This is a genomic window from Pseudomonas graminis (assembly GCF_004364335.1).
Classification (GTDB): domain Bacteria; phylum Pseudomonadota; class Gammaproteobacteria; order Pseudomonadales; family Pseudomonadaceae; genus Aquipseudomonas; species Aquipseudomonas graminis_D.
Window position 1 is genome coordinate 91,980 of sequence record NZ_SOCR01000002.1, and the last position, 24,858, is coordinate 116,837.

The window sequence follows — 24,858 nt, forward strand, 5'->3', positions numbered from 1 at the left end:
CCCCACCAAGGACGGCCATTGGCCAGCGCATTACCGTGTTCACTCCAAAGGTTCGGTTCGCGGCGAGGGACGGCACACGCCCATCGCCTGAACGCCGGCGGCTTCTGCGAACGACTGCTTGCTTCGACATGGCCTTATTGAATGGCGCACGTCGATGAGCCGTCAGCGTTACTCGACAATGGGCAACATAAACACGAAGGTTGCGCCGCCGTAGCGTGCCGGCATCGCGTAGAGGTGGCCCCCGTGGGCGCTGATGATTGACTGACAGATCGCCAGCCCCATGCCCATGCCTTTGTCCTTGGTGGTAAAAAAGGCATTGAACAGCTGATTCATGTCCCCCGGCTCGATGCCGCGCCCGCTGTCTTCAACGCTGACCACCATAAAGTCGCGTCCCACTACTTCACTGGTGATCGACAGCCGCCGCAGCACGTGGTCCCCCGCGCTCATGGCGTCCAGCGCGTTGAGGATCAGGTTCAGCATCACTTGCTGCAATTGCACGCTGGAGGCGCAGACCCGCAACGGTGAACAGGTCAGATGGGTGGTCATCAGGACCCGCTGTTGCTCGACCTCGACGCCGGTCAGCGCGACCACATGGCGAATCACGTCGTTGACCAGCAGCCGGCGCCGGTGATGCGGGCCTTGCCGCGCCAGGCTCTGCAGCGCGTTGACGATTTCTCCGGCGCGTCGGCCTTCGGCAACGATGTCGCGCAGCCCGGACAAGGCTTCTTCCACCTGCGGGTTTTCGCGATTGAGCCAGCGGATGCCGGCGGCAGCGTTGGACACCATCGAGGCCAGGGGCTGATTGATTTCGTGGGCGATGGACGCCGCCAGTTCACCCATTACCGTGGCCTGTGCAACGCTGGCCAGCCTGGCCCGGGCGCCGCGCAGGGCGATTTCCACATCCCGACGCCGCGCGTTCTCCTGCTCCAACGCCTGATGCAGGCGCGCGGTTTCCAGGGAAATCGCCGCCTGGCTGGCGAGCAGTTCCAGCACTTCGGTGCGGCAGATCGTGAACACGCCCGGCGCGAGGTTGTTTTCCAGGTACAGCACGCCAAGCACCCTGCCCTCTTTGACCAGCGGCACGCACAGCGCCGAGCGCACCGGATGCTGGCGCAGGTATTCGTCGGCGCCGAAGTAGGCATCGGTGCAGACATCGTCCAGCACCAGGCGCTGGCGGGTACGCATCACCCGGTACAGGATCGACAGCGGCAGGTGCTGTCTGTCGGGAACCGTGTCCGTCAGCTCGATGCGCAAGCCATCGTCGCCACTCTGGCCGATTGCGCAGATCACCGGGGCGTCGTCTTTAACGAGCAACAGCAAGGCCCGTTGCGCACCGGCATGGACGATGGTGTTGCGCAGCAGGGTTTCGATCAGCCGGTCCTGCTCGCTTTCATCGCGCAGGGCGTGGGCCGATTTCATGACGGATGACAGGTCGAGGGCCTCGCGTCCGGCCAGGGGGATGGAGGTGTGTGCCGATAACACGTTTTCCAGCCCCGGCGCAGGGTTCGGACCGGGACCGAGCGGGATGGCGGACGTGTCATGTCGCTCATCAGGGAGGTCGGACTGCACATCCGGAATGTCCCGGAGTTGCTGCCATTGCTGGAGCATCTCGCCCAGGTGCCCATGCAGATCGGCGGCGCTCTGGTAACGGTCATCCGGGTTTTTGGCGATCAGCCGATGCACGAGATCGGCCAGCGGCGCAGGGATATCACCGCGATGCTGGCTCAACGGCGGCGGGATACGCGCCACGTGGCAATACACCCATTCCACGGCATCGGCGGCCTTGAACGGCAATCGGCCGACCAGCCATTCGTAAAAAGTCATGCCCAGCGCATAGAGGTCGCTGCGTTGATCAGCCTGGCGCTGTACCCGCCGCGACTGCTCGGGCGCCATGTAGCCGAGCGAACCACACAGGGCGTCGGACACCGGCAGTTGCGGTGCCGCTTGCACGTCAACGCTCAGGCCGAAACCGCTGAGGCGCACCACGCCGTTTGCGTCTTCGATCAGGTTGCATGGCTTGATTTCGCGGTGCAGCAGGCCCGCTTGGTGAACGCCTGTGACAGCGGCAGTGGCAGCGATGGCGCGCTGCAAAAAGCCCTCGATGGACAGCGGCGCGTCGGGCTGTTCATGCAGTGCCGGGACGCTGGCATCCTCCAGCACCAGCAGCGTCCCTTCCGGGCCCGACAGCAACGCGACCGGCTGTACGGCCCATTGCGGCATCAGCCGGGGGGCCAGTGAAAATTCGTGTTCCAGGCGGCGGACGGCAGCGATCGAGGCGTCGGGTGCAGGGCGAACGATGCGCCAGCGGCGATCTTCCGGCGTCAGCGTGACCCGGTAATGAGCGAGTTCTCCATCGACAAACAGCAACTGCCAGACGAGCTGCTCCACCCATTGGGGCCCGAATGCCCCGGCGCTGGAGATAGCCGTGTAGGGGCCGTTGAAAATGCTGCTCATGAAGCCCCTTGATTGGAATCCTGTGAGGGGTGCGATTTCCCGGCTAAAGCCAGTCCTACAAAAACAACGCAGATCCCCGTAGGACCGGCTTCAGCCGGGAAGGCGTCGGACGTCACACCGTCAATCCGAGGTCGCTCAAACCGGCCTATTCCCGGCTAAAAGCCGGTCCCACTAAAAGCACCGCACATCCGCGGAGTCATTTCACCAGGCAGCCCAGCCGGTCACTCATCTTCAGCAGCTCGATGACATTGCGCGCATTCATTTTGGTCAATACGTGCCTTTTATGAACTTTGGCGGTGACTTCGCTGGTGCCCAGTTGCGCCGCAATCTGTTTATTCATCTGGCCGGTGATCAGCAGCGCCATGACTTGCCGTTCCCTCGGCGTGAGGCTGTCGAAGCGCGTCTTGACGCAAGCGGTCAGGCAGCGCTCGTCCAGGCTCGTCGCGTCGCTGCTCAGCGCTTCACGCACCAGATCCAGCAATTGCTCCGGCTCGAAGGGTTTGGTCAGAAACTCGCGGGCGCCGGCTTTGATGGCGCGGACCGACATGGCGATGGTGCCGTAACCGGTCATGAAAATGATCGGGAACGTCTGGCCGCGACCCAGCAAGGTCTGCTGCAAATCGAAGCCGGTGCCCTGAGCCAGGTTGACGTCCAGCAACAGGCAGACGGGGCCCTGGCTCAGCGGCCGGTCAAGAAACGCCTGGGCGCTGTCGAACACTTCGCAGACGATGTCTGCCGAGTTCAACAGACGCTGTAACGAGGTGCGGATGGCGGCATCATCGTCCACCACATAGACCTTGGGATTCACGCTCATAACAGGCTCATGAAGGGTTTTGTCCCATCGACGAGCGCAGCAACTGCGGCAGCAGCAGGCGCGTCAACGGGCTGATCAACGGGCTGATCAACGGCTAAGGGCCAGGGCTCTCTGATGCCGGGCATGATACCCGTCGGGCCCGGCCGGCACAGCCCTGATGCTTTGCAGCGTCGCCAATGCAGACGGTGCGTCGCAATCCTGCGCACGGGGCGCGCTGACCTCCGTTGTCGGAAAGGTGTCGTGGGCGCTGGCCGTCAGCAGGCAGGCGCGGGTTGTACCGAGCATCCGGTAGAAACGGAAGGGCCCCTGGGCGCTGACCATCAGCAGCGACTTGGTCGCCAGCCGCACGATGCAGTCCATGATGCAGGCGCGCGGCATACGGGTGCGCTGCAAGGCATCACACGCGCGTTCCAGGGTGAAGCGACCCTCCAGCTCGGCCAGCCGCCGCAGCACCGTGCGTTCTTCGCGACCGAGCAAGCGCAGGCTCCACGCCAGCGAAGCCTGCAACGTTTGCTGACGCGGCGGCGCGGTGCGCAGTGAAGCCGAGAGCATGTGCAGGCTGCCGTCCAGGCTCGCCACCAATTGATACAGCCCAAGGGCGCAGGCCCGGGCGGCGGCCATTTCCAGTGCCAGCGGCATGCCGTCGAGCCGGCGGCAGATTTCACCCACCAGCTCAATGCTGTAATCGTCCAGTTCGGCATTGCCGTCAGACGCCAGGTGGCTGTCCAGTGCACGCCACTGGCGCAGGAACAATTGCGCCGACGCACTGCGCAGAACAAGGTCTCGGGAGGCGTTCAGTTCAGGCGTATCAAGGGGCGGCACTTGCAGGCTGCGCTCGCCGGCAATGCGCAACGGCTCGCGACTGGTCGCCACCGCGCGCACCGCCGGCGCGCCACGCAGGATCACTTCCAGCAGGCTGGCGACGCTTTCGACCAGATGCTCGCAGTTGTCCAGGATGATCAGGCCCGGCTGCTGCTGAAGGTAGCGAATCAGCCCTTGCAGGTCAGGGTCGCCGCCACTGCAGTCCACACCCACCGCGCTGGAGAACGCTTCCAGCAGCAGCTCGGCGCATTGCAGTTGCGCCAGCGGCACGAAATACACCGGGGTGGTGCCGGCGTCCAGAAGCGTCTGCCCCAGTTCCGCGGCCAGCGCGGTTTTACCGACACCGCCCGGGCCGATCAGCGTGACCAGCGCGCAGCCCTCCGCCAGGGCGTTGCTCACCTCATCGAGCAACGCCTGGCGACCGAGCAAGGCGACGCGTGCCGGCAGCCGGTGATTGCAACTGACGCCCTGCAGCGTGGCTGACGGACGGGTCTCGTGTCCGAGGTTTTCCCCGCCCAGCAGCACATAGCCACGGCCCGGCACGGTGCGGATCTGCTCGCGGTCGGTGCCCAACGCCTTGCGCAGCGCGGAGATATGCACTTGCAGGTTGTTCTCCTCAACCACGGTGTCCGGCCAGACACTCTGGAGGATCAGCTCCTTGCTCACCAACTGACCTTGATGACGCAGCAATAAGTCGAGAATGTCGAAGGCGCGGGTGCCAATGCGCATGGCGACGCCGTCCTTGAACACGTCTCTGTGCTCGCGGGAAATCATCGTCTGACCGAGACTTATCATTTCATGCAGTCCTTGGAAGTGGAGTCGCAGACCCTGATTCGCTGACCGTTTTCCGGGCGGGCTTGAATCCCGGAGACGTTCTGCGCAGCTATCCATTTTTACCAAGGGCTCATCTAACCAGCTAAAAACAATCGCCGATATTAGCTGTAGGGATAGTGGCCGTGAGGTTATGCGGCAAGCTGCAAGCTGTGATGACTGAACATGAGGGACGAGTGCCACGGCCGATACCTGGCCTCGACGAAAACCCGCAATAAAAAACGCCCCGGCTTTTAGACCGGGGCGTTTTTATTGCGTCGGTGAGCTATTCCAGCAACGGCACATGGGCCGCGCGCTGGTAAGGGCCGTACTCGACCGGCACCCACTGGAAGTGCTTGTCGATGGCGACGATGTGGCCGGTGCCGGGGAATGGCAGGTGCGCGGCGGCGATCCAGATTTTCTGGCTGGCGGCTTGAGTGAACACCTGATCACGGCTGGCGATGGCCTTCTGGCTGTTTTCGTCGAAGGCGATGCTGACGTCCGGGTGATCGAACTGCACGGCGAGGCTGTGGATGAGGTCACCGATGAACAGGATGGTCTGGCCTTTGGAGCTGAACTGGTACGTGGTGCTGCCTGGGGTATGCCCCGCTTCCAGCGCCGTGTTCACTTCCGGCACCGGCGACTGGCCCGGCGTGAACGTCTTGAACCGGCCAGCGGCGACGTAGGGCGCGGTGGAATCCTGGGCGATCTTGAAGTACGCCTTGGCCTGTTCCGGCACGCGGCCGAGGGCGGTCGGGTCCAGCCAGTAATCGGCTTCCGGCTTGGCGGCATAGACCGTGGCGTTGGCAAACACCGGTTTCTTGTCGGCGTCGACCAGACCGCAGACGTGATCCAGGTGCAGGTGGGTGAGCAGAACGGTGTCGACCTGATCCGGCTGATATCCCGCCGCCTTGATGTTTTGCGAGAGCATACCGGCCGTCTCGCCGATGCACTGGCCGGCGCCGGTGTCGACGAGGATCAGGTGCTCGCCGGTGTTGATCAGGAAGGCGTTGAACGCGGTCTGCACGCCCGGTGTTTCAATGGCACGACGGGCCAGCAACGCGCGGATCGCTTCGGGCTTCATGCCTTTGAGCAGCTTGGGCGACAGGTCGTTGTAGCCGTCGAAGAGCGCCGTGACCTCGTAGTCGCCGACGGCCAGACGGAAATACCCGGGCACCTGGGTTTTCTGCTGGGCCGGCGCTTGAGCCAGGACGACGCCGGAGCACAAGGCGACTCCGAGAGCAAGGGAACGGGCGAGCGGGATAACAGATGTGCGCATGGCGATGCCTCGAATCGAAAGAAAGTGAGGCGTCAAATACTGTGCTGCTCATGGGCAATGGTCTTGAAGCAATGTGCTTGAAGCAGTGTGCTTCTTTGCAGACTCAGCGCGCACCATCGGTTATAGACGGCGATCATGGCCGTGCCTACATTGTTCGCGCGCATTCGCGCGGGCCACTTCAGCCCTGCACTTTTCCTGCGGATATCTGCCATGTCGACCGTCGTCCCCCATTATTCGCTGGCGTGGAGCCTGCTCCTGCTGCTCGCCGACCTGCTGGCCTGGCACTTGCTGGCCGACCGCAACCGGCTGGCGCGTATCGCCACGCGGCTGGGGGCATTCGTCGCCTACAGCCTGGTGATCATCAATGCCGGCGTGAGCCCGCTGGAAGCGCCGGCCTGGCCTGACGACAGCGCCCTGCAATTCGGCGCCACCGTGCTGGCGATCATTTGGTGGATCTATGCCGCGCGTACCCTCACCGTGGTGCTCGGGCTGGCGCTGACCAGTCGCGTGGGGCATAGCGGTCGGCTGTTGCAGGAAGTCATCGGCGCGGTGATTTTCCTGATTGCCATCGTCGCGGCGGCGGGTTACGTGCTCCAGCTGCCGGTCAAGGGTCTGCTCGCAACGTCCGGGGCGATGGCGATCATCGTCGGCCTGGCCCTGCAGAGCACGCTGAGCGACGTGTTCTCCGGGATCATCCTCAACACCACCAAGCCATATCAGGTCGACGACTCGATCTCCATCGACGGCATGGAAGGCAAAGTGATGGACATCGACTGGCGTGCCACGCACCTGCTGACGGGCGTCGGCACCATGGTGGTCATCCCCAATTCCGTGGCGGCCAAGGCCAAAATCGTGAATTTGAGCCGACCGGTCCATATCCATGGCGTGTCGATCAACATCATGATGTCGCCGCACATTCGCCCGCGCCGGGTACTCGATGCCCTGGAACGTGCGCTGCAGGGTTGCAGCGCTCTGCTGCAGACGCCCAAGCCCCGCGCAGTGGTCAAGGAGACCAGCCCGACCACCATCGAATACGTGATCACCGGGTTCATCAGCGACCTGAACAACAAGAGCGACGTGCGCAATCTGCTGTTTGACCTGGCCTATCGGCATCTGGAAGCGGCGGGCATTGCGTGGCAGTCGGAAACCACCGCTGAGGCGATGTCACGGCCCCGGGCGCTGCTGGACGAGGTCAAGGTGTTCCGCACCACCACCGCTGAGGAGAAGGACCAACTGGCCCAGAGCATGGTCGCGCAGGAATACACGGCCGGGCAGACGATTATCGAAGTCGATGAGATCACCGACGGCTTGCTGGTGATCGCCACGGGCGTGGTGTCGGCAAGCGTCAAGGATGGCAACGAGAGGGTAGAAGCCGGGCGCATGGGTCCTGGCGAGGTGATGGGTGAACAGAGTGTGCTGGCCGACACGCCGTCCCAGGCGCGCTTCACCGCCCTCACCTCCTGCGTCGTTTACCGCATCGACAAAGCCGCCACCCGCCAGGCCATGGAACAACGCGTCGAGATCGTGACGGCGTTGAACAAACTGCAAGCGGTCCGCCAGCAAGGCACCCAGCATGTGCTGATGCGTAAGCCGGTGGTGATCAGGAAGAACAATTTTCTGGGGTGGTTGCAGAAGCGCTGAGTGAAGGGCGAATTCAGTGGGACCGGCTTTAGCCGGGAATGGGCCTGTGCCAGCACCCTAAATCTTGCGGTGTGGCCTCCGACGCTTTCCCGGCTGAAGCCGGTCCTACAATGATCGCAGTCCCACGATTGATCGCGGCGGTTTTGCGGGCCTGGCTTCAGCCGGCAATCAGCCTTCAACCGCGACGCAGTTTTTACCCAACGAACCCGTCACCTTCCAGCAGCGAGCGGAGCATCCAGGCGGCTTTTTCGTGGACTTGCATGCGCTGGGTCAGCAGGTCGGCAGTGGGCTCGTCGCTGACTTTCTCCAGCAACGGGAACAGTTCGCGGGCAGTTCTCACCACCGCCTCCTGCCCTTCAACCAGTTGCTGGATCATGTCAGTGGCAGCGGGCACGCCCGGCTCTTCCTTGATCGACGACAACCGTGCGTAGGTGGAATAGGTACCCGGTGCCGGGAAGCCCAAAGCACGGATACGTTCGGCAATGGAGTCTACTGCGGTTGCCAGTTCGGTGTACTGCTCTTCAAACAGCAGGTGCAGCGTGCGGAACATCGGGCCGGTGACGTTCCAGTGGAAGTTGTGGGTTTTCAGGTACAGCACGTAGGTATCGGAAAGCAGCCGCGACAGTCCTTCAACGATCTCTGCACGGTCCTGCTCGTTGATTCCGATTTCGATAGCCATGGGTTGCTCCCTTAGGTCTGTTGATTGCTGAGACCGGCCATTCTAGGGAGCACAGCCTGGCGACGGAAATCAGCCATGGCAATCGCTGCCATCAACGCTGGCTATGAAACGCCGTTGACCAAAGACAATCGGCGTTGACACATAAGGGCTGTTCGGCGACGGTACGGTCACTCTTTTTTGCTCCCAGAACCTCCCGAACAGGCACCGCCATGAACGAACTGCAGCAGCTGAATGAAAGCCATGGGCTGTTGCTGGTGTTCATCAACGTACTGCTGGAACAGATCGGATTGCCGGTGCCGGCGTACCCCACGCTGATCGTCACCGGTGCGCTGGCCATGCAAAGCAAGCCGTTGCTGGGCGCCGGGGTGCTGGTGGCGATGGTCGCCTGCCTGATCGCCGATGCGCTGTGGTACTGGGCCGGCAAACGCTACGGCGGCGTGCTGCTGAAGACCATCTGCAGGATTTCCCTGTCCCAGGACACCTGCATTCGTCAAGGGCTGACCGTCTATGAGCGCGTCGGTCCGCGGGCAATGCTGCTGTCGAAATTCCTGCCCGGCGCAGGTGCGCTGGTCACCACCGTGGCTGGCATGAACGCCACGCCCATCTGGGTGTTCGTGCGCTATTCCCTGGCGGGCTCGTTTATCTGGGCGGGCTCGGCGCTGCTGTTGGGCATGCTCTTCCGCGATGCGCTGATCCCCATGCTTGACTGGTTGAGCGGCTACATACCGGTTGCCATCGTCAGCGTGCTGGCCGTGCTGGGGCTGTTCATTGGCTGGAAGTACGCCAAGCGGCGTAGGCTCCAGGCGCGCACGGCACGGGTCCCGCGCATCACCGTTCCCGAGCTGCTGGCCCTGCGCGACACCGATGATGCGCCGGTGGTTATCGACGTGCGGCCGAGTTTTCATGCGGCCGTCATCGAAGGCATTCCGGGTGCAGTGTCGATCAGTCTTGAGGAGCCGATTGCCCCGTGGATCGAGCGCCTGGGCGATGTCGACATGGTGTTCTATTGCGCCTGCCCGAACGAGCTGTCGGCGGCATTGCTGGCGGAAAAGCTCCACGCCCACGGTCTGACCCGGGGCAAGGCGCTGATCGGTGGGCTGGATGCCTGGCAGGCTGCCCATGTGCAGGCTGAGGTGCCGGGCAGAACGGCGGTGTGAGGGCGACGCAGGTAACGCCCACCTGAGTCTGGCTGGAGACAGATCCGTAGGAGCCGGCTTGCTGGCGAACCCTGTCCAGCACCGAATTCGGCGCCTGACACACAGCATTCGCCAGCAAGCCGGCTCCTACAGATGACCGGGATTATTCAGCCCCATCGCGGGCGAGTCACCGGTCGAATCGTCAGCAACGGGGCCCAGGATTTCGCACCTTCAGAGGACCGGGCAATCCGATCCTCTGGCTGAATGAAGCCGGATCAGATCCCGCTCAGCGCCAAGTCCATCGCGAAGTACGTGAAGATCAGATCCGCACCCGCGCGCTTGATGGCGCCGAGGGTTTCGCGCACCACACGGTGTTCGTCGATGGCGCCGGCCTGGGCGCCGAACTTGATCATCGCGTACTCGCCGCTGACCTGATACGCCGCCAGTGGCAGGTTCGAGGCTTCGCGGATGTCGCGAATGATGTCCAAGTACGCGCCGGCCGGTTTGACCATCAGCGCATCGGCGCCTTCGGCCTCGTCCAGCAGCGATTCGCGCAGGGCTTCACGGCGGTTCATCGGGTTCATCTGGTAGGTTTTGCGGTCGCCCTTGAGCGCCGAGCCGCCGGCTTCGCGGAACGGGCCGTACAGCGCCGAGGCGAACTTGGTCGAGTACGCCATGATCGGCGTCTGGGTGAACCCGGCGGCATCCAGCGCCGCACGAATTGCTTTCACCTGCCCATCCATCGCCGCCGACGGAGCAATCACGTCAGCACCGGCACGCGCTGCCATGACGGCCTGTTTGCCAAGGTTCTCAATGGTCGCGTCGTTGTCGACATGGCCGCCGTGCATCACGCCGCAATGGCCGTGGTCGGTGTATTCGCAGAAGCAGGTGTCGGACATCACGATCATCTCCGGCACGGCGGATTTGATGGTGCGCGAGATCCGCGAGACCAGGCCGTTCTCCTGCCAGGTGTCGCTGCCGGTGGCATCCAGGTGGTGGGATACGCCAAAGGTCATGACCGACTTGATCCCGGCGCGAGCGTAGCGCTCGACTTCCTGCGCCAGCTTGGACTCAGGGATGCGCTGCACGCCGGGCATGCTGTTGATCGGCACGAAGTCGTCGATTTCTTCTTCGACGAAGATCGGCAACACGAGATCGTTCAGGGTGAATTCGCTTTCCTGGAACAACGTGCGGAAGTTTTCGTTGCTGCGCAGACGGCGTGGACGGGCAGCGGGAAACAGACTGGACATGGCGGTTCCTGAGTCAAGAATATCCGGAAGATCGCCGGAGCCAACACGTCCGGCGATATCAATGGCGCGAAGCTTATGCCTGCGCCGGTTTCGATTCAAACGCGCTGACAAGAAAGTCCGTTACGTAAGCCGCAACAGTGTGCAGAACCAAAAGAATGGCGCCGGGTCATTTAGCAATGCCGCAGCCGTTTCGCTCGCGCATCGCCACAGTGAGGCCGACCTTGAGCAACCCATCCGATCAGCGCAACAACCGTTCTCTGGACGGTCTTAACTTCTTTCTGGCGGATGTACGCGACGGCCTTGGGCCCTATCTCGCGATCTATCTGCTGGCGGTGCACAAGTGGGATCCGGCGAGTATCGGGCTGGTCATGACCCTCGCCGGCATCGCCGCGCTGGTCACGCAAACGCCTGCGGGTGCGCTGATTGACCGCACCCGCAGCAAGCGCCTGGTGGTCATCGTGGCCGCTTTGCTGGTGACGGCCGGGTGCCTGGTGCTGCCGTTCATTCACTCGTTCACCTGGGTGGCGATCACCCAGAGCATCAGCGCCATTGCAGGCTCGGTGTTCGCCCCGGCCATCGCCGCCATCTCCCTCGGTATCACCGGGCCCAAGGCGTTTACCCGCCGCACCGGACGCAACGAAACCTGGAACCACGCCGGCAACGCCTGCGCAGCCCTGTTGGCCGGGATCTTTTCCTGGATCTTCGGGCCGATTGCGGTGTTCTACCTGATGGCGTTCATGGCCGTGGCGAGCATTGTCGCGGTGGCGTTCGTCGATGCCTCGGCGATCGACCACGAGGTCGCGCGTGGCTTCGACCCCAACCATGACCAGGGTAAGGATCAGCCCAGTGGCTGGGCCGTCTTGCTGCACAACCGGCCGTTGCTGGTGTTCGCCATCTGCTGCGGGCTGTTTCACCTGGCCAATGCGGCGATGCTGCCGCTGGTGAGTCAGAAGCTCTCGCAGATCGACGTCAACCTCGCCACGCCGCTGACCTCCGCCTGCATCGTCGCGGCACAACTGGTGATGGTGCCCGTGGCCTGGCTGGTGGGCGCCAAGGCCGACGTGTGGGGGCGCAAACCCTTGTTGCTGGCGGGCTTCATTTTTCTGCCGCTGCGGGGCGTGCTGTATGTCATGTCCGACAATCCCTACTGGCTGGTGGGGGTGCAATTGCTGGACGGCATCGGCGCCGGGGCGTTCGGTGCGCTGCTGCCATTGGTGGTCAAGGACCTGACGCGCGGCACCGGGCGGTTCAATGTCAGCTTGGGGGCCATCTCGACAGTGTTCGGCCTGGGCGCGGCGCTAAGCAACGGGCTGGCCGGGCTGGTCGTCCGCGAGGCGGGCTACAGCGCGGCGTTCTTGACGTTGGCGGCGATTGCGGCGGTGGCGTTCGTGCTGCTGTGGCTGGCGGTGCCGGAAACCGGCGAACACGAAACCCAAGATCAGCCCCACGGCGCGCCGGCCAGTTGATTAATCCTGTTAACTGTGAGGCGTGGTTGTTGCGCCCTCGCCCAGTTCGCGCTGCATGATCACCGTGTCCAGCCAGCGACCGTGCTTAAAGCCGACGGACTCGAACACGCCGACATGGCGAAAACCCAGTCGTGCGTGCAGCCGGATGGAGGCGGTATTTTCGCTGTTGCCAATGATCGCCACCATCTGCCGCCGGCCGGATGCCGTGCAGTGCTGGATGACCGCCGCCAGCAGCGCGTGGCCAATGCCGAACCCGGCCATGCCATCGCGCACGTAAACCGAATCTTCCACGGTGAAGCGATAGGCCGGGCGCGGCCGGTACAGGGTGGCGTAACCGTAGCCAACCACTTCACCGTCGCGCTCGGCGACCAGATAAGGCAAGCCGTTGGCGCAGATGGCGGCGCGGCGCTGCAGCATTTGCTCAAGGGTCGGCGGCTCCAGCTCGAAACTGGCGGTGCCGTGGATCACATGATGGGCATAGATCGCCTGCACGGCGGGCATATCGGACTCGCGGGCGTCGCGCAGGATCAGTTCGTCGGCCATGGCATTTCCTTTCCAGATCAGAACGCGGGGGAGCAAAGCTTGCCCGTGAAGCGGTGGGCCTGTCCAACCCGGTTGTGGCGTATGCCGAGGCTTTCGCGGCGGATGCAGGGGCGACGAGTGCTGGCGCCGCGATTGGTCTAGAATGCCGCCCTTTCCCACTGCCGATCTGCCGCCCACCGATGAATGCCGACGCCCTCGACCTGCTCGACTCCCACCTTCAGACCGCCCTCGCCCACGCGCCCGCCGAGACCCGTCGCCTGTTTCACGGCCGTGGCCGACGCTGGCCGGGGCTGGAACAGCTGACCGTCGACTGGATGCAGGGCGTGGTGCTGGTGTCGTTGTTCAAGGAACCGGCCGCCGACGAGCTGGAAGCGCTGAAGCAGCGGCTGTCCAGACTGATCGAGTCACCGGCGTGGCAGCAATCCCGCGCCCATACGCTGTTGCTGCAGCACCGCTATCTGCCGGACAGCCACACCGAAGCGTTGCTGGGCGAGGTGCTGGAGGAATGGACGCTGACCGAGGGCGGTTTGAGCTATCTCGTGGATTTCGGCAAAAAACAGAACACCGGGCTGTTCCTCGACATGCGCTATGGCCGCGACTGGGTGCGGGCCAATGCGGCGGGCAAACGGGTGCTGAACCTGTTTGCTTACACCTGCGGGTTTTCGGTGGCAGCGATCGAGGGTGGCGCCGATTTTGTGGTCAATCTGGACATGTCCCGGGCGGCGCTGAGTCGCGGTCGTGACAACCATCGCTTGAATGGCCACGACCTGAGCAAGGTCACCTTTCTCGGCCACGAGCTGTTCAAGTCCTGGGGCAAGGTCAAAAGCACCGGGCCCTATGATCTGGTGATCATCGACCCGCCGTCGTTTCAGAAAGGCAGTTTCTTGCTGACCAAGGACTATCAGCGGGTACTGCGCAAATTACCGGAGCTGTTGACGGCAGAAGGCACGGTGCTGGCGTGCATGAACGACCCATTGCTGGGCGCGGACTTTCTCATCGAAGGCGTGACCCGCGAAGCGCCGGGGTTGCGGTTCGAACAGCGTCTGGAAAACCCACCGGAATTTGCCGATGCCGAGGAAGGGGGTGGATTGAAGGCGTTGGTGTTTCGCCAGGGGTGATCGCGCTGCAGGCGTCTTCGTGGGACCGGCTTCAGCCGGGAAGAGGCCCGTTTTTACGCCATCAATTCTGCAGTGTGACATCCGACGCCTTCCCGGCTAAAGCCGGTCCCACTAAGTGATCGCAGTGCGTCGGTGGGACCGGCTTCAGCCGGGAATGGGCCCGTTTTTACGCCATCGATTTTGCGGTGTGACATCCGATGCCTTCCCGGCTGAAGCCGGTCCCACTCATTGATCGCGCTATGTCAGTGGGACCGGCTTTAGCCGGGAAGAGGCCGGTATGCACATATGAGTTCTACGCACTCAACCGCGAAATCACGTCATTCAAGCCCGCCGACAACACACTCAGATCCTGGCTCGCGGTCTGGGTGCGCTGGACGTTGTCCTGGTTGGTGGTGGCAATGGCGGTGATTTCCGTCAGGTTGCGGGAGATGTCTTCGGCCACTGACGTCTGCTCTTCCGCCGCCGTGGCAATCTGGCGGTTCATGTCGCGGATGGCTTCCACAGCCGAGGTAATGCGTTCCAGCGAGGAGCCCGCCAGCGCAACCTGATCGACGCTTTCCTGGCTGCGTGCCTGCCCGCTTTCAATGGCCTGGGCCGCATCCACGGCGCCGGTCTGCACCGAGCTGATGATCTGGTTGATTTCCGCCGTCGACGCCGCAGTGCGCTGGGCCAGCGTGCGCACTTCGTCGGCGACCACCGCAAAACCGCGTCCGGCATCGCCGGCGCGAGCCGCTTCGATGGCCGCGTTCAGCGCCAGCAGGTTGGTCTGCTCGGCGATGCCGCGAATCACTTCCAGGACCTTGCCGATCCGCCCGCTGTCAGTTTCCAGACGACGAATAACGTTGGCGGTGTTGCTGATCTCGGTGCGCATCTGGGTGATCGCTGTGATCGTTGCGCCCATCACCTTGCTGCCTTCCTGGGAACTGCGATCCGCTTCGTCAGCGGCCTGGGCCGCCTGAGCCGCATGACGGGCGACTTCCTGGGCGGTGGCGGACATTTCGGTCATGGCCGTCGCCACCTGGTCGGTGCGCTCGAACTGCTCGTGGGTGCCCTGGGCCATCAACGCGGCAATTGCCTTCAGCTCGCCGCCGGCACTGTCCAGGTCGGTGGTGCTGCGCTTGAGGCGGGTGAAGGTGTCGGCGAGGAAATCCCGCAGCGTATTCGCCGCGACGGCCAGACGGCCCAGCTCGTCCTGGCGGGTGATGCTGACGCGGTCACTGAACTTGCCCTGACTCAATTGCGCGACGTAGTCGATGAGCATACGGATCGGAGCGACGATGTTGCGGTTGACCATCCACAAGGTCAGCACGCCCACCAGCAACGCCGAGGCGAGCATGACCAGCGTGCCGATCAGGATGGTCCGGTCGGCGGTACTGCTAAGGATTTTAGACTGCTCGTCACTCTGTTTGCGCAGGCCAGCCACCAGGCCGGTCATCTGCTCGCTGGCGGCGCGGTCCACACCTTTTACAGCCATGTCCCCGGCCACCGGATCGCCACCGGCGGCGATGTAGGCGTCCCGGCCCTTACGGTACGCCACGCCAAGGGTGCGGTGCTCGTTGCGCAGCGCATCGACCTGGGTTTTGGTGGTCGGGTCCAGCCCCTCCATTGCACTGAGGTTGCCGAGGGTGTCCTGCACCTGACGTTCCTGGTCTTCGAACTGCGCCCAGAACTTGTCGCGATCGGCCGGCTGTTTGCCGCGCAGCAGCACGTTCTTCCACTCCTGCACCTGAACCTTGAATTGCAGGTTGGCCTGATCGACCAGTTGCGAAGCGTGCAAGGGCCCTTCGAGCAGACCGCGATAAGCGTGAACGTTGCTGGACAGGAACTGGAAACACGCGAGGGCAATCAGCACGACCAGCACGAGGCTGCCGCTGAGCAGCGCGAGGATCTGCAATCTCAGGGATTTGGACATACGAGGATCTCAAAAGGGAGGACAACCTGCTCCGAGGATCACCCGGAGTTTTTTGCGGCTTGCCACATCCCTGTGCCATCGCGTCGGAGCGGTCCGAAAACGAGGCGCCTACACAGAGTGATTCGACCTCGCGCGGGGCTTCTTGAAGTGCGGCCCGGGGGATCCGACGGACGGCTGAAAAGCACTAACGACGGGGCCTGCAGCCCAATCAAACGGCTGTCTAAACGTGTCGCACAGCATTCAGATGAATAGGCAGAAAACAGCGATCACTCACGCTGGCCGAATACTTGGGAGGGTCTGCGCAACACCGGATCGAACGGATTGATCTTCTGGCTGATCGCCGTGGCCTCGCGCTTGAGCATGTCCACCACCGTGGGCATGCGGTCTGCACTGAGGCGGTCGCTGATGGTTGCCACGCTCAACGCCGCCACCGCCCGGCCATCCCGATCAAGAATCGGCACCGCCAGCCCCGCCATGCCTTCCAGCACGCCGGTATTGCGCGCGGCATAGCCGGTACTCCGAACCGTGTCGATTTCAGAGCGCAGCATCACTTCGTCGTACAGGTGGAAATCCCGCAGGCGCGGCAGGTTGTAGCGGATCACCGTCTCGCGTTCTTCTTCCGGCAGGAACGCCAGGATGGCCAGACTGCCCTGCCCCACGCCCAGCGCCACGCGGCCGCCGATATCGCCGGTGAAGGTGCGGATCGGGTACGGCCCTTCGCTGCGGTCCAGGCACACCGCATCGAAACCACTGCGGGCCAGCAGAAACAACGAGTCCCCCAACGAGGCCGACAGGCGCAGCAAACTGGGACGCACCACGTCGCGCAAGTTGCCGGACTGCCCGGCCCGCGCTGCCAGGGCGAAGAACTCCAGGCTCAGGCGGTAACGCTTGCTGCGCAGGTCCTGCTCGACCATGCCCTCGTCCATGAGGCTGCGCAGCAAGCGGTGGGTGGTCGGCTGCGACAGTCCGACCTGCTGCGCCAGTTGCGTCACCCGTTCGCTACCGTCCGGACAATCGCCCAGCGCGCGCAGCACGGCAAACAGACGAGAGACTGCGCTTACGCCCGTTTCTTTCTCGTCACTCTTCCGCTCAGTGGAATTCATTGCGCGCCAACCCTCATTTCTTTTCGCTGAATGAATGAATCCGAAAAAACTACTCACTCAATGAAATTGCTCGTTGAGCGCATCCTAGTCTTGGGCCTAGGATCGGTCCACAGGGCGATTTGAATAACAGCGGCAGCCGACATTGATCGAGCGCCAGCGTCCACGGTCACACGCAGCACTTCTCTTCGCATCTGCCCATAAAAAACGCGCGCCTGCGGTGCGCACGTAAAAAAAGGTGGAACGCAGCCATGGCTTTTCTTGAACTCCAGGCACTGTGCAAGCGCTATGGCCCTGTCGATGCCGTCGTGGCCACTGACCTTTCCGTGGAGCAAGGCGAATTCGTCTCCCTGCTCGGCCCCTCCGGCTGCGGCAAAACCACCACCCTGCAAATGATCGCCGGCTTCGTGGATGTCAGCGCCGGCCGCATCCTGCTGGACGGCCGCGACATCACCCACGCCAAACCGGCCAGTCGCGGCCTCGGCGTAGTGTTCCAGTCCTACGCGCTGTTCCCGCACATGACCGTGCGCGACAACGTCGCCTTTGGCCTGAAAATGCGCAAAGTCTCCGCCGCCGACATCGAGCGCCGCGTCTCCCGGGTGCTGGAACTGGTGCGCCTCACGCCCCATGCCGAGCGTTACCCCCGCGAGCTGTCCGGCGGGCAGCGTCAGCGCGTCGCCCTGGCCCGGGCGCTGGTGATCGAGCCGCCGGTGTTGCTGCTGGACGAGCCGCTGTCCAACCTCGATGCCAATCTGCGCGAAGAGATGCAATTCGAAATCCGCCGCATCCAGCGCGAAGTCGGCATCACCACGCTGATGGTCACCCACGACCAGGCCGAAGCGCTGTCCATCAGCGACCGCGTCGTGGTCATGCAGGCCGGGCGCATCACCCAGATCGACGAGCCCTACCACCTCTACGAACACCCCCGTACCCGTTTCATCTCCGGCTTCGTCGGCAAGGCCAATCTGCTGCGCGGCGATCGCGATGCCAGCGGCGCGGCCCAGGTGCGACATGAGCCCGGCGACGGCGAACTGGTGCTGAGCCTTCGTCCCGAGAAAATCGATCTGGTGCCTGCCAGGACCGGCCGCCTGCAAGGGCGCGTGGTCATGCGCTACTTCCTCGGCAGCCAGTGGCTGTACCGCATCGAAACGCCCATCGGCGAAATCACCGTGGTGCGCCGCAACGATGGCGATGCGCCGATGAACGAAGGTTTCGCGGTGGGACTGGACTGGCCGTCGGATCTGCTGCGGGTGTTGAGCGTCGATGAGGTGCGGGCATGAGTGTGCTGCGCGACACCGGCCGCGGCTACTTGCTGTCGGCCCCGGCCCTGGCGCTGTTTTCCGGCCTGCTGTTGCTGCCATTGGCGCTGACGCTGGTGCTGTCGTTCAACGTGTTCGACTACGAAGTCGGGGTCAAGGGCGGTGAGTGGACGCTGGCGCAATACGCCAATCTGATCACCGATTCCTACTTCTACGAGATCTTCCTGCGCACCTTCTGGATCAGCGCCCTGGTGACCCTGCTGTGCGTGGTGATCGGCGTACCCGAGGCCTACATCCTCAGCCGCATGGGCACCCCGTGGCGCTCGATTTTCCTGATCCTGATCCTCACGCCGCTGCTGATTTCGGTGGTGGTGCGGGCGTTTGGCTGGAGCCTGTTGCTGGGCGCCGACGGTTTGATCAATCAAGCGATACAGGCCCTTGGCGGGCGTCCGGTCAAAATGCTGTACACGCCGTTCGCAGTGATTCTGGCGCTGGTCCACGTGATGCTGCCGTTCATGATCATCCCGGTGTGGACCTCGCTGCAGAAGCTCGACACCTCTGCCGAACAGGCCGCGCTGTCCCTCGGCGCCACCCAGGCGCAAGTGATGAGGATGGTGGTGTTGCCGCAAGTGATGCCGGGCGTGCTGTCGGGGACGTTGATCGTCTTCGGCCTGTCCGCCAGCTCGTTCGCCATTCCCGGGCTGCTCGGCGGACGCAGACTGAAAATGGTCGCCACCGTCGTTTACGACCAATACCTCTCGGAACTCAACTGGCCCATGGGCGCGGCGATTGCCGTGGCGCTGCTGCTGATCAACCTGTTGGTCATGCTGTCGTGGAACCGGCTGGTTGAAGGCCGCTATAAAAAATCCCTGGGGGAATGAGCGATGTCCAAGAACGGCCCTCTGGCCCTGTCCTTTCATGCCCTGGTAGTGATGTTCATGCTGGCGCCGCTGGTGGTGGTGTGCCTGGTGGCCTTCACCCCGGAAAATACCTTGAGCCTGCCGTGGCACGGGTTTTCCCTGCGCTGGTTCAGGGCGGTGTTCGAGCGCGCTGATTTCATTCAGTCGTTCTATAACAGCCTGATTCTGGCGGTGGTCGCGGCCACCCTGGCGACGTTGATCGCAGTGCCGGCGGCGTTGGCGATCACCCGCTACCGCTTCCCCGGTCGCGACTTTCTCAACGGCCTGTTCCTGTCGCCGATCATCATTCCCCATCTGGTGCTGGGGGTGGCGATGCTGCGCCTGTTCGCGCTGATGGGGGTGAACGGCAGTTTCGTCTGGCTGATGTTCGCCCACGTGGTGGTGATCACGCCGTACGTGCTGCGGCTGGTGATCGCGGCCTCCATCGGCATGGACCGCAGCGCCGAGCAGGCGGCTGAATCCCTCGGTGCCAGCCGCTTCACGCTGTTTCGTTTGATCACCCTGCCGATGATCCTGCCCGGCGTCGCCGGTGGCTGGCTGCTGGCGTTCATTAACAGCTTCGATGAAGTGACGCTGTCGATTTTCGTCACCTCGCCCTCGACCCAGACCCTGCCGGTGCGCATGTACGTGTACGCCACCGAATCCATCGACCCGATGATGGCCGCCGTGTCCGCGCTGGTGATCGCACTGACGGCGGCGACCATGATCATCCTCGACCGGGTGTATGGCCTGGACCGTGTGCTGGTGGGGAGGCATTGATGACTGCTCGGTTCACCCATCTGTCCAATGAAGAGTGCCTGAAGGAGCGCGCACCATGGCGTTGCTGAAACGACTGACCGAACGCGATCGCGCCGTGCTGCCCTTCACCCTCGACGGCCGGCCGGCCAGCGGGTTGCTGGGCGATACATTGCTGACGGCGGTGCTGACGGCGGAGGATTCATTGCGCGGAAGCGATTTCAACGGCGAACCCCGTGCGGGTTTCTGTCTGATGGGCGCGTGCCAGGACTGCTGGGTGAAACTGGGCGACGGTCGCCGGGTGCGGGCCTGCTCGACGCTGCTGGAAGCCGGCGTGTGCGTCAGTCGCGAGCCGGGGCGCAGCCTATGACCGCGCCGCCACGTCAAGCCATGAGCACCGTCATCGTTGGCGCTGGCCCCGCCGGCATTCGCGCGGCGCAGACGCTGCTCGCCCATGGCCTGCGTCCATGTCTGCTGGATGAAAGCCTGCGCGGCGGCGGTCAGGTCTATCGTCGCCAGCCGGAGCACTTCAAGCGCTCGGCCAAGGCCCTGTACGGATTCGAAGCGGGCAAAGCCGAGTCGGTCCACGCCACCCTCGATCAGTTACAGAGCGAGATCGACTACCGCCCCGAGACGCTGGTGTGGAACGCCGAAACACGCACCCTCGACACCCTGCACAACGGCCGCGCGGCGCAGGTGCCGTTCAAGCATCTGATCGTGGCCACCGGCGCCACCGACCGCATCCTGCCGGTGCCGGGCTGGACGTTGCCCGGTGTCTACAGCCTTGGCGCGGCGCAGATCGCGCTGAAGTTTCAGGGCTGCGCCATCGGTGAGCGCGTGGTCTTCGCCGGCAGCGGGCCGCTGTTGTATCTGGTGGCGTATCAATACGCCAAAGCCGGCGCGACGGTGGCGGCGGTGCTCGACAGCTCGCCCTTTTCCGCCCAGACCCGCGCCCTGCCCGCGCTGCTAGGGCAACCCTCGACGCTGGCCAAAGGGCTTTATTACCGCGCCTGGCTGACGGCCCACGGCGTGCCGGTGCACCAAGGCGTTCATCTGCACGAGATTCAGGGCGAGCGACGGGTCAGCGGGGTCAGCTGGCAACAGGGCCAACAACGGAAAAACCTCGCCTGTGACGCCGTGGCGTTCGCCCATGCCCTGCGCAGCGAAACCCAACTGGCCGATCTGCTCGGCTGCGAGTTCGCCTGGAGCGCGTTGAACAGGGCCTGGTTGCCCACCCGCGACGCCGCCGGCCGCAGCAGCGTCGAGGGTGTTTATCTGGCGGGTGACGGCGCCGGGATCATGGGCGCCGACGCCGCCGAAGTGGCCGGCGAGCTGGCGGCGCTGACCTTGCTCGGCGACATCGGCTACCGCATCGACCGCGCCCGCAGCATCGAATTGCAGCGGCAGCTGGAAGCCATCCAGCGGTTTCGCCAGGGACTGGAAACGGCGTTCCCCTTCCCCGAAGACTGGGCGGCCAAGGCGCCGGACAGCCTGACCGTGTGCCGCTGCGAGGAAGTCAGCGCCGGCGACATCCGTCAGACCGTGGCCGACGGTCACTGGGAAATCAACCGGGTCAAGGCCATGTGCCGGGTCGGCATGGGCCGCTGCCAGGGGCGCATGTGCGGGGTGGCCGCGACGGAAATCGTCGCTCAGGCTTCAGGGCGGGACATCGCCAGCGTGGGTCGTTTGCGCGGTCAGGCGCCGATCAAGCCGCTGCCGTTTGGCGTGGAGGCAGACCAATGAGCCAGCCCGTAGAAGTGGATGCGGTGGTGATTGGCGGCGGGATTGTTGGTGCGTCGGCGGCGCTGTTTCTCGCCCTGAGCGGTAAACGCGTGGCGTTGCTGGAACGGGATTTTTTCGGTTCCCACTCAAGTGGCGTCAATTATGGCGGCGTGCGGCGTCAGGGCCGTCCGTTGTCGCAGTTGCCGCTGTCCCGGCGCGCCCATGAAATCTGGGGGGACCTGCGCGCATTCATCGGCACTGACGGCGAATACATGCGCTCCGGGCATCTCAAGCTGGCCCGCAGTGACAAGGACATGGCCGCGCTGGTCGCATATGAGGAGGCGTCGCGCGGGTTTGGCATGGAGTTGCAGCTGCTCGATCACGCCCGGTTGCGCGCGCGCTTCCCTTGGGCCGGTGATGTGGCGGTGGGCGCTTCATTGTGCGCCGACGACGGCCATGCCAATCCGCGCCTCGTCTCCCCGGCGTTTGCCGTTGCCGCCCGCCGGGCCGGTGCCCAGACCTTCGAGCAAGCCCACGTCAGTGAGGTCTCTCACGACGGGCAGACTTTTCTGGTGCGGACCGCCAGCGGCCTGAGCTTCCGCGCGCCATGGCTGCTCAATTGCGCCGGCGCCTGGGCCGCTCAACTGGCCCAGCAGTTCGGCGAGCCGGTGCCGATGCGCGCGGGCCACCCGGCAATGCTGGTGACCGAACCGCTGCCGATGTTCATGGACGTCAGCACCGGTGTCGAGGGCGGCGGGATTTATGCGCGGCAGGTGGCGCGGGGCAATTGCGTGCTGGGCGGCGGCCAGGGCTTTGCGCTGGATCCGGCCACCGCCCGTCCCGGTCAGGCGGCGATTCTGGAGATCCTGCGCAACGCCGTTGAGCTGTATCCGCCGCTGGCCGGTGCCCAGGCCATTCGCACCTGGAGCGGCACCGAGGGTTATTTACCCGACCGCGAGCCGGTGTTGGGTGCCAGTTCGACCCAACCCGGTTTGCTGCACGGCTTCGGCTTTGCCGGCTCGGGTTTTCAGATTGGTCCGGCAGCGGGCGAAGCGCTGGCACAGCGTGTCTGCGTCGGGGCCTCGAACATCGACCTGACGCCGTTCTCGATCACACGCTTTCAAACACATCTGCAATCGCAACCGCACACTTCATCGCCCGCCATCGTCGTGCCGTCCGGCACCGATAACGTCATTCCATTGTTCAGAGGAAGGTCGAACCCATGACTCACACGAAACGTGTTGCCCTGACCGGCTTGTCTTGCCTGCCGCTCGCTGCTGTTCTTGCGTCGATGCCCGTACAGGCCGAACCGACGCTGTACCTGGGCATGAACGGCGGCACCATGGAGCGCTTGTACGCCGACCATGTGCTGCCGGCGTTCGAGAAGGCCAACAACGTCAAGGTGGTGATCGTGCCGGGCACGTCCTCGGACATCCTCGCCAAGGCCCAGGCCAGCAAGGACAACCCGCAGATGCACGTGATGTTCCTCGACGACGGCATCATGTACCGCGCCATCTCCATGGGCCTGTGCGGCAAATTGAATCCGAGCCCGAGCCTGGCGGACATTCCGGCCAAGGGCAAGATCAAGGAAGAAGCGGTGGCCGTGAGCCTGGGTGTCACCGGCTTGGCCTACAACAGCAAAATGTTCAAGGACAACGGCTGGAGCGCGCCGACGTCCTGGGCCGATATGGCAGATCCTAAGTACAAGGAGAAGCTGGTGTTTCAGTCGCTGGCCTCATCCACCTTCGGGCTGCACGGTTTTCTGATGTTCAACCGGTTGCAGGGCGGCAACGAAACCAACGTCGAGCCGGGTTTCAAGGCATGGCCGAAGACGGTGGGGCCGAACGTGCTCGAGTACATCGCCAGCTCGGCGAAGATCTCGGAGATGGTGCAGACCGGCGAAGCGGCGCTGTTCCCGCTGACGCCGACCCAGGTCACCGCGCTCAAGCTCAAGGGCGTGCCGGTGGAATACGCGCCGCCGAAGGAAGGTGGTGTGGTGTTGAACGTGGCCGAATGCACCATCGCCAACAACGATCAGCCGGAACTGGCGCAGAAACTCGCGGCCTTCCTGCTGACCCCGGAAGCCCAGGCGCCGGCCCTGGAAATGGGCGACCAGATCCCGTCCAACCCGAAAACCCCGACCACCGACAAGACCCGCGGTCAGGTGGAGGCCATGAACAAGTACCTGGAAACCGCCGTGACCATCGATTGGGATCAAGTCAATCAGGTCCGTCCGGAATGGAATGCCCGCTGGAGCCGCTCGATCGAGCGGTAGACGCGATTTAGTAGGACCGGCTTCAGCCGGGAAAGCGTTGCAGGCCATACCGCAAAATGGAGGGTGTACACACTGGCCTCTTCCCGGCTAAAGCCAGTCCTACTCATCGACCGCGATCCAATAGTGGGATCGGCTTCAGCCGGGAAAGCGTCAGGCGCCACGCCACAAATGAAGGGATGCAATCCACCGCTGGCGCATGACTGTGTAGGAGCGCGCTTGCCCGCGAAGGCGGTACTGCAGACGCTAAAGATGCAGCGGATGCACTGGCCTCTTCGCGGGCAAGCGCGCTCCTACAGGTGTCCGCGTAGTGTCAGGAGGGACCGCACGCCGTCAGTAGGACTGACTTTTAGCCGGCCTCTGACCCGGAGCGCCGCAGCTCACACCACATGTGCACCTTAGACACGTACTGATCCCCCACCGCCACCGCGTACGGCTCGATACCAAACGGGACGAAGCCCATCCGCTCGTACAAGCCCTGCGCGCCGCGATTGCCTTCGGTAACCGTCAACTGCACAAGCAATAGCTGCGGCTGGCTCCGGGCATAGGCCAATACGCTGCAGACCAGGTCATGCCCGACGCCTTTCCCCCGATGCGCGTGGGGAACGTACATGCCGAACAGCGTGGATTTGTGGCGCGCTTTCTTCCTGGTTTCAACAGAAAGGCCGGCAACCCCCAGCAACCTCCCGTCTTCAACGGCGCCGAATACCACCTCCGTCGCCTCAGGCCCGACCACGAGCCGTTTCTCCCACCAGCTGATCGGCAAGGCCTCGCGCTCGCCGACGTCGGAGGTAAACGCATCAGGATGGAGGGCATAGGCTTCAAGCATCAGGGCTCGATAAGCGGAGGCATATTCCGGGGTCAGTCGCTCAATGGTGGTGGTCATCGAAGTCACGCTGCAGGGTTGAGGGCTGATTATGTGTGGC

The 24,858-nt window shown here is 63.6% G+C and carries 21 protein-coding genes; 11 read left to right on the forward strand and 10 right to left on the reverse strand.

What is annotated here, in order from left to right; genetic code table 11:
* Positions 1–168: 168 nt before the first annotated feature.
* The 4 genes from EC919_RS02860 to EC919_RS02875 form a co-directional block, all read right to left on the reverse strand.
* Complete coding sequence (locus EC919_RS02860; protein WP_133771042.1) at positions 169–2,454, reverse strand: ATP-binding protein; 2,286 nt, start codon at positions 2,452–2,454, stop codon at positions 169–171.
* A 196-nt stretch (positions 2,455–2,650) separates the two neighbouring features.
* Positions 2,651–3,268 (reverse strand): response regulator transcription factor, encoded by a 618-nt coding sequence (locus EC919_RS02865; RefSeq protein WP_208294943.1) that lies wholly within the window; start codon positions 3,266–3,268, stop codon positions 2,651–2,653.
* Positions 3,269–3,355: 87 nt separating this feature from the next.
* Positions 3,356–4,885 (reverse strand): ATP-binding protein, encoded by a 1,530-nt coding sequence (locus EC919_RS02870; RefSeq protein WP_166650475.1) that lies wholly within the window; start codon positions 4,883–4,885, stop codon positions 3,356–3,358.
* Positions 4,886–5,186: 301 nt separating this feature from the next.
* A complete protein-coding gene (locus EC919_RS02875; protein ID WP_133771046.1) occupies positions 5,187–6,179 on the reverse strand; it encodes an MBL fold metallo-hydrolase in 993 nt (330 codons plus the stop codon).
* A gap of 210 nt (positions 6,180–6,389) precedes the next feature.
* Here EC919_RS02875 and EC919_RS02880 point away from each other — a divergent pair, with 210 nt between their 5' ends.
* Positions 6,390–7,820, forward strand: a complete 1,431-nt coding sequence (locus EC919_RS02880) for a mechanosensitive ion channel family protein (RefSeq protein WP_133771048.1) — start codon at positions 6,390–6,392, stop codon at positions 7,818–7,820.
* Positions 7,821–8,013: 193 nt separating this feature from the next.
* Here the strand turns inward: EC919_RS02880 and EC919_RS02885 are convergent, their stop codons facing one another.
* Positions 8,014–8,499, reverse strand: a complete 486-nt coding sequence (locus EC919_RS02885) for a Dps family protein (protein ID WP_074887695.1) — start codon at positions 8,497–8,499, stop codon at positions 8,014–8,016.
* Between the two features lie 209 nt (positions 8,500–8,708).
* Here EC919_RS02885 and EC919_RS02890 point away from each other — a divergent pair, with 209 nt between their 5' ends.
* Positions 8,709–9,656: a VTT domain-containing protein gene (locus EC919_RS02890; RefSeq protein WP_133771050.1), complete on the forward strand. Its 948-nt coding sequence runs from the start codon at positions 8,709–8,711 to the stop codon at positions 9,654–9,656.
* Between the two features lie 254 nt (positions 9,657–9,910).
* Here the strand turns inward: EC919_RS02890 and hemB are convergent, their stop codons facing one another.
* The gene (gene hemB / locus EC919_RS02895; protein ID WP_133771052.1) at positions 9,911–10,885 is read right to left on the reverse strand and encodes a porphobilinogen synthase; all 975 of its coding nucleotides are present in this window, start codon (positions 10,883–10,885) and stop codon (positions 9,911–9,913) included.
* 221 nt (positions 10,886–11,106) lie between these two features.
* Here hemB and EC919_RS02900 point away from each other — a divergent pair, with 221 nt between their 5' ends.
* On the forward strand, positions 11,107–12,351 hold the full coding sequence (locus tag EC919_RS02900; RefSeq protein WP_166650476.1) for an MFS transporter: 1,245 nt from the start codon (positions 11,107–11,109) through the stop codon (positions 12,349–12,351).
* 9 nt (positions 12,352–12,360) lie between these two features.
* On the opposite strand, the gene EC919_RS02905 is transcribed toward EC919_RS02900, so the two are convergent.
* On the reverse strand, positions 12,361–12,894 hold the full coding sequence (locus EC919_RS02905; RefSeq protein ID WP_133771056.1) for a GNAT family N-acetyltransferase: 534 nt from the start codon (positions 12,892–12,894) through the stop codon (positions 12,361–12,363).
* A 179-nt stretch (positions 12,895–13,073) separates the two neighbouring features.
* Here EC919_RS02905 and EC919_RS02910 point away from each other — a divergent pair, with 179 nt between their 5' ends.
* Complete coding sequence (locus EC919_RS02910; protein ID WP_133771058.1) at positions 13,074–14,012, forward strand: class I SAM-dependent methyltransferase; 939 nt, start codon at positions 13,074–13,076, stop codon at positions 14,010–14,012.
* A gap of 292 nt (positions 14,013–14,304) precedes the next feature.
* Here EC919_RS02910 and EC919_RS02915 read toward each other — a convergent pair whose 3' ends face one another.
* A complete protein-coding gene (locus EC919_RS02915) occupies positions 14,305–15,924 on the reverse strand; it encodes a methyl-accepting chemotaxis protein (protein ID WP_133771060.1) in 1,620 nt (539 codons plus the stop codon).
* Between the two features lie 266 nt (positions 15,925–16,190).
* Positions 16,191–17,027: an IclR family transcriptional regulator gene (locus EC919_RS02920; RefSeq protein ID WP_133771062.1), complete on the reverse strand. Its 837-nt coding sequence runs from the start codon at positions 17,025–17,027 to the stop codon at positions 16,191–16,193.
* Positions 17,028–17,275: 248 nt separating this feature from the next.
* Here EC919_RS02920 and EC919_RS02925 point away from each other — a divergent pair, with 248 nt between their 5' ends.
* The 7 genes from EC919_RS02925 to EC919_RS02955 are packed head-to-tail and all read left to right on the forward strand — an operon-like array spanning position 17,276 to position 23,935.
* Positions 17,276–18,304, forward strand: a complete 1,029-nt coding sequence (locus tag EC919_RS02925; RefSeq protein ID WP_133771064.1) for an ABC transporter ATP-binding protein — start codon at positions 17,276–17,278, stop codon at positions 18,302–18,304.
* Positions 18,301–19,164, forward strand: a complete 864-nt coding sequence (locus EC919_RS02930; RefSeq protein ID WP_133771066.1) for an ABC transporter permease — start codon at positions 18,301–18,303, stop codon at positions 19,162–19,164. Before EC919_RS02925 ends, EC919_RS02930 begins: the two co-directional genes overlap by 4 nt.
* 3 nt (positions 19,165–19,167) lie before the next feature.
* Positions 19,168–19,962 carry an ABC transporter permease gene (locus tag EC919_RS02935; protein ID WP_133771068.1) on the forward strand — a complete coding sequence of 265 codons (795 nt, stop codon included), beginning with the start codon at positions 19,168–19,170 and terminating at the stop codon, positions 19,960–19,962.
* Positions 19,963–20,017: 55 nt separating this feature from the next.
* Positions 20,018–20,308, forward strand: coding sequence for a (2Fe-2S)-binding protein (locus EC919_RS02940; protein ID WP_133771070.1), 291 nt, complete (start codon positions 20,018–20,020; stop codon positions 20,306–20,308).
* A gap of 20 nt (positions 20,309–20,328) precedes the next feature.
* A complete protein-coding gene (locus EC919_RS02945; RefSeq protein WP_133771072.1) occupies positions 20,329–21,681 on the forward strand; it encodes an NAD(P)/FAD-dependent oxidoreductase in 1,353 nt (450 codons plus the stop codon).
* The gene (locus EC919_RS02950) at positions 21,678–22,886 is read left to right on the forward strand and encodes an NAD(P)/FAD-dependent oxidoreductase (protein ID WP_133771074.1); all 1,209 of its coding nucleotides are present in this window, start codon (positions 21,678–21,680) and stop codon (positions 22,884–22,886) included. The genes EC919_RS02945 and EC919_RS02950 overlap by 4 nt, the downstream gene beginning before the upstream one ends.
* Positions 22,883–23,935, forward strand: coding sequence for an ABC transporter substrate-binding protein (locus EC919_RS02955; RefSeq protein WP_133771076.1), 1,053 nt, complete (start codon positions 22,883–22,885; stop codon positions 23,933–23,935). Before EC919_RS02950 ends, EC919_RS02955 begins: the two co-directional genes overlap by 4 nt.
* Before the next feature lie 346 nt (positions 23,936–24,281).
* On the opposite strand, the gene EC919_RS02960 is transcribed toward EC919_RS02955, so the two are convergent.
* Positions 24,282–24,818 carry a GNAT family N-acetyltransferase gene (locus tag EC919_RS02960; protein WP_133771078.1) on the reverse strand — a complete coding sequence of 179 codons (537 nt, stop codon included), beginning with the start codon at positions 24,816–24,818 and terminating at the stop codon, positions 24,282–24,284.
* Between the last annotated feature and the right edge of the window lie 40 nt (positions 24,819–24,858).

Excerpts from the sequence above, each read along its gene's own strand:
- EC919_RS02860 (WP_133771042.1), bottom strand. The coding sequence starts at position 2,454 with ATGAGCAGCATTTTCAACGGCCCCTACACGGCTATCTCCAGCGCCGGG.
- EC919_RS02865 (WP_208294943.1), bottom strand. The coding sequence starts at position 3,268 with ATGAGCGTGAATCCCAAGGTCTATGTGGTGGACGATGATGCCGCCATC.
- EC919_RS02870 (WP_166650475.1), bottom strand. The coding sequence starts at position 4,885 with ATGATAAGTCTCGGTCAGACGATGATTTCCCGCGAGCACAGAGACGTG.
- EC919_RS02875 (WP_133771046.1), bottom strand. The coding sequence starts at position 6,179 with ATGCGCACATCTGTTATCCCGCTCGCCCGTTCCCTTGCTCTCGGAGTC.
- EC919_RS02880 (WP_133771048.1), top strand. The coding sequence starts at position 6,390 with ATGTCGACCGTCGTCCCCCATTATTCGCTGGCGTGGAGCCTGCTCCTG.
- EC919_RS02885 (WP_074887695.1), bottom strand. The coding sequence starts at position 8,499 with ATGGCTATCGAAATCGGAATCAACGAGCAGGACCGTGCAGAGATCGTT.
- EC919_RS02890 (WP_133771050.1), top strand. The coding sequence starts at position 8,709 with ATGAACGAACTGCAGCAGCTGAATGAAAGCCATGGGCTGTTGCTGGTG.
- hemB (WP_133771052.1), bottom strand. The coding sequence starts at position 10,885 with ATGTCCAGTCTGTTTCCCGCTGCCCGTCCACGCCGTCTGCGCAGCAAC.
- EC919_RS02905 (WP_133771056.1), bottom strand. The coding sequence starts at position 12,894 with ATGGCCGACGAACTGATCCTGCGCGACGCCCGCGAGTCCGATATGCCC.
- EC919_RS02910 (WP_133771058.1), top strand. The coding sequence starts at position 13,074 with ATGAATGCCGACGCCCTCGACCTGCTCGACTCCCACCTTCAGACCGCC.
- EC919_RS02915 (WP_133771060.1), bottom strand. The coding sequence starts at position 15,924 with ATGTCCAAATCCCTGAGATTGCAGATCCTCGCGCTGCTCAGCGGCAGC.
- EC919_RS02920 (WP_133771062.1), bottom strand. The coding sequence starts at position 17,027 with ATGAATTCCACTGAGCGGAAGAGTGACGAGAAAGAAACGGGCGTAAGC.
- EC919_RS02925 (WP_133771064.1), top strand. The coding sequence starts at position 17,276 with ATGGCTTTTCTTGAACTCCAGGCACTGTGCAAGCGCTATGGCCCTGTC.
- EC919_RS02930 (WP_133771066.1), top strand. The coding sequence starts at position 18,301 with ATGAGTGTGCTGCGCGACACCGGCCGCGGCTACTTGCTGTCGGCCCCG.
- EC919_RS02935 (WP_133771068.1), top strand. The coding sequence starts at position 19,168 with ATGTCCAAGAACGGCCCTCTGGCCCTGTCCTTTCATGCCCTGGTAGTG.
- EC919_RS02940 (WP_133771070.1), top strand. The coding sequence starts at position 20,018 with ATGGCGTTGCTGAAACGACTGACCGAACGCGATCGCGCCGTGCTGCCC.
- EC919_RS02945 (WP_133771072.1), top strand. The coding sequence starts at position 20,329 with ATGAGCACCGTCATCGTTGGCGCTGGCCCCGCCGGCATTCGCGCGGCG.
- EC919_RS02950 (WP_133771074.1), top strand. The coding sequence starts at position 21,678 with ATGAGCCAGCCCGTAGAAGTGGATGCGGTGGTGATTGGCGGCGGGATT.
- EC919_RS02955 (WP_133771076.1), top strand. The coding sequence starts at position 22,883 with ATGACTCACACGAAACGTGTTGCCCTGACCGGCTTGTCTTGCCTGCCG.
- EC919_RS02960 (WP_133771078.1), bottom strand. The coding sequence starts at position 24,818 with ATGACCACCACCATTGAGCGACTGACCCCGGAATATGCCTCCGCTTAT.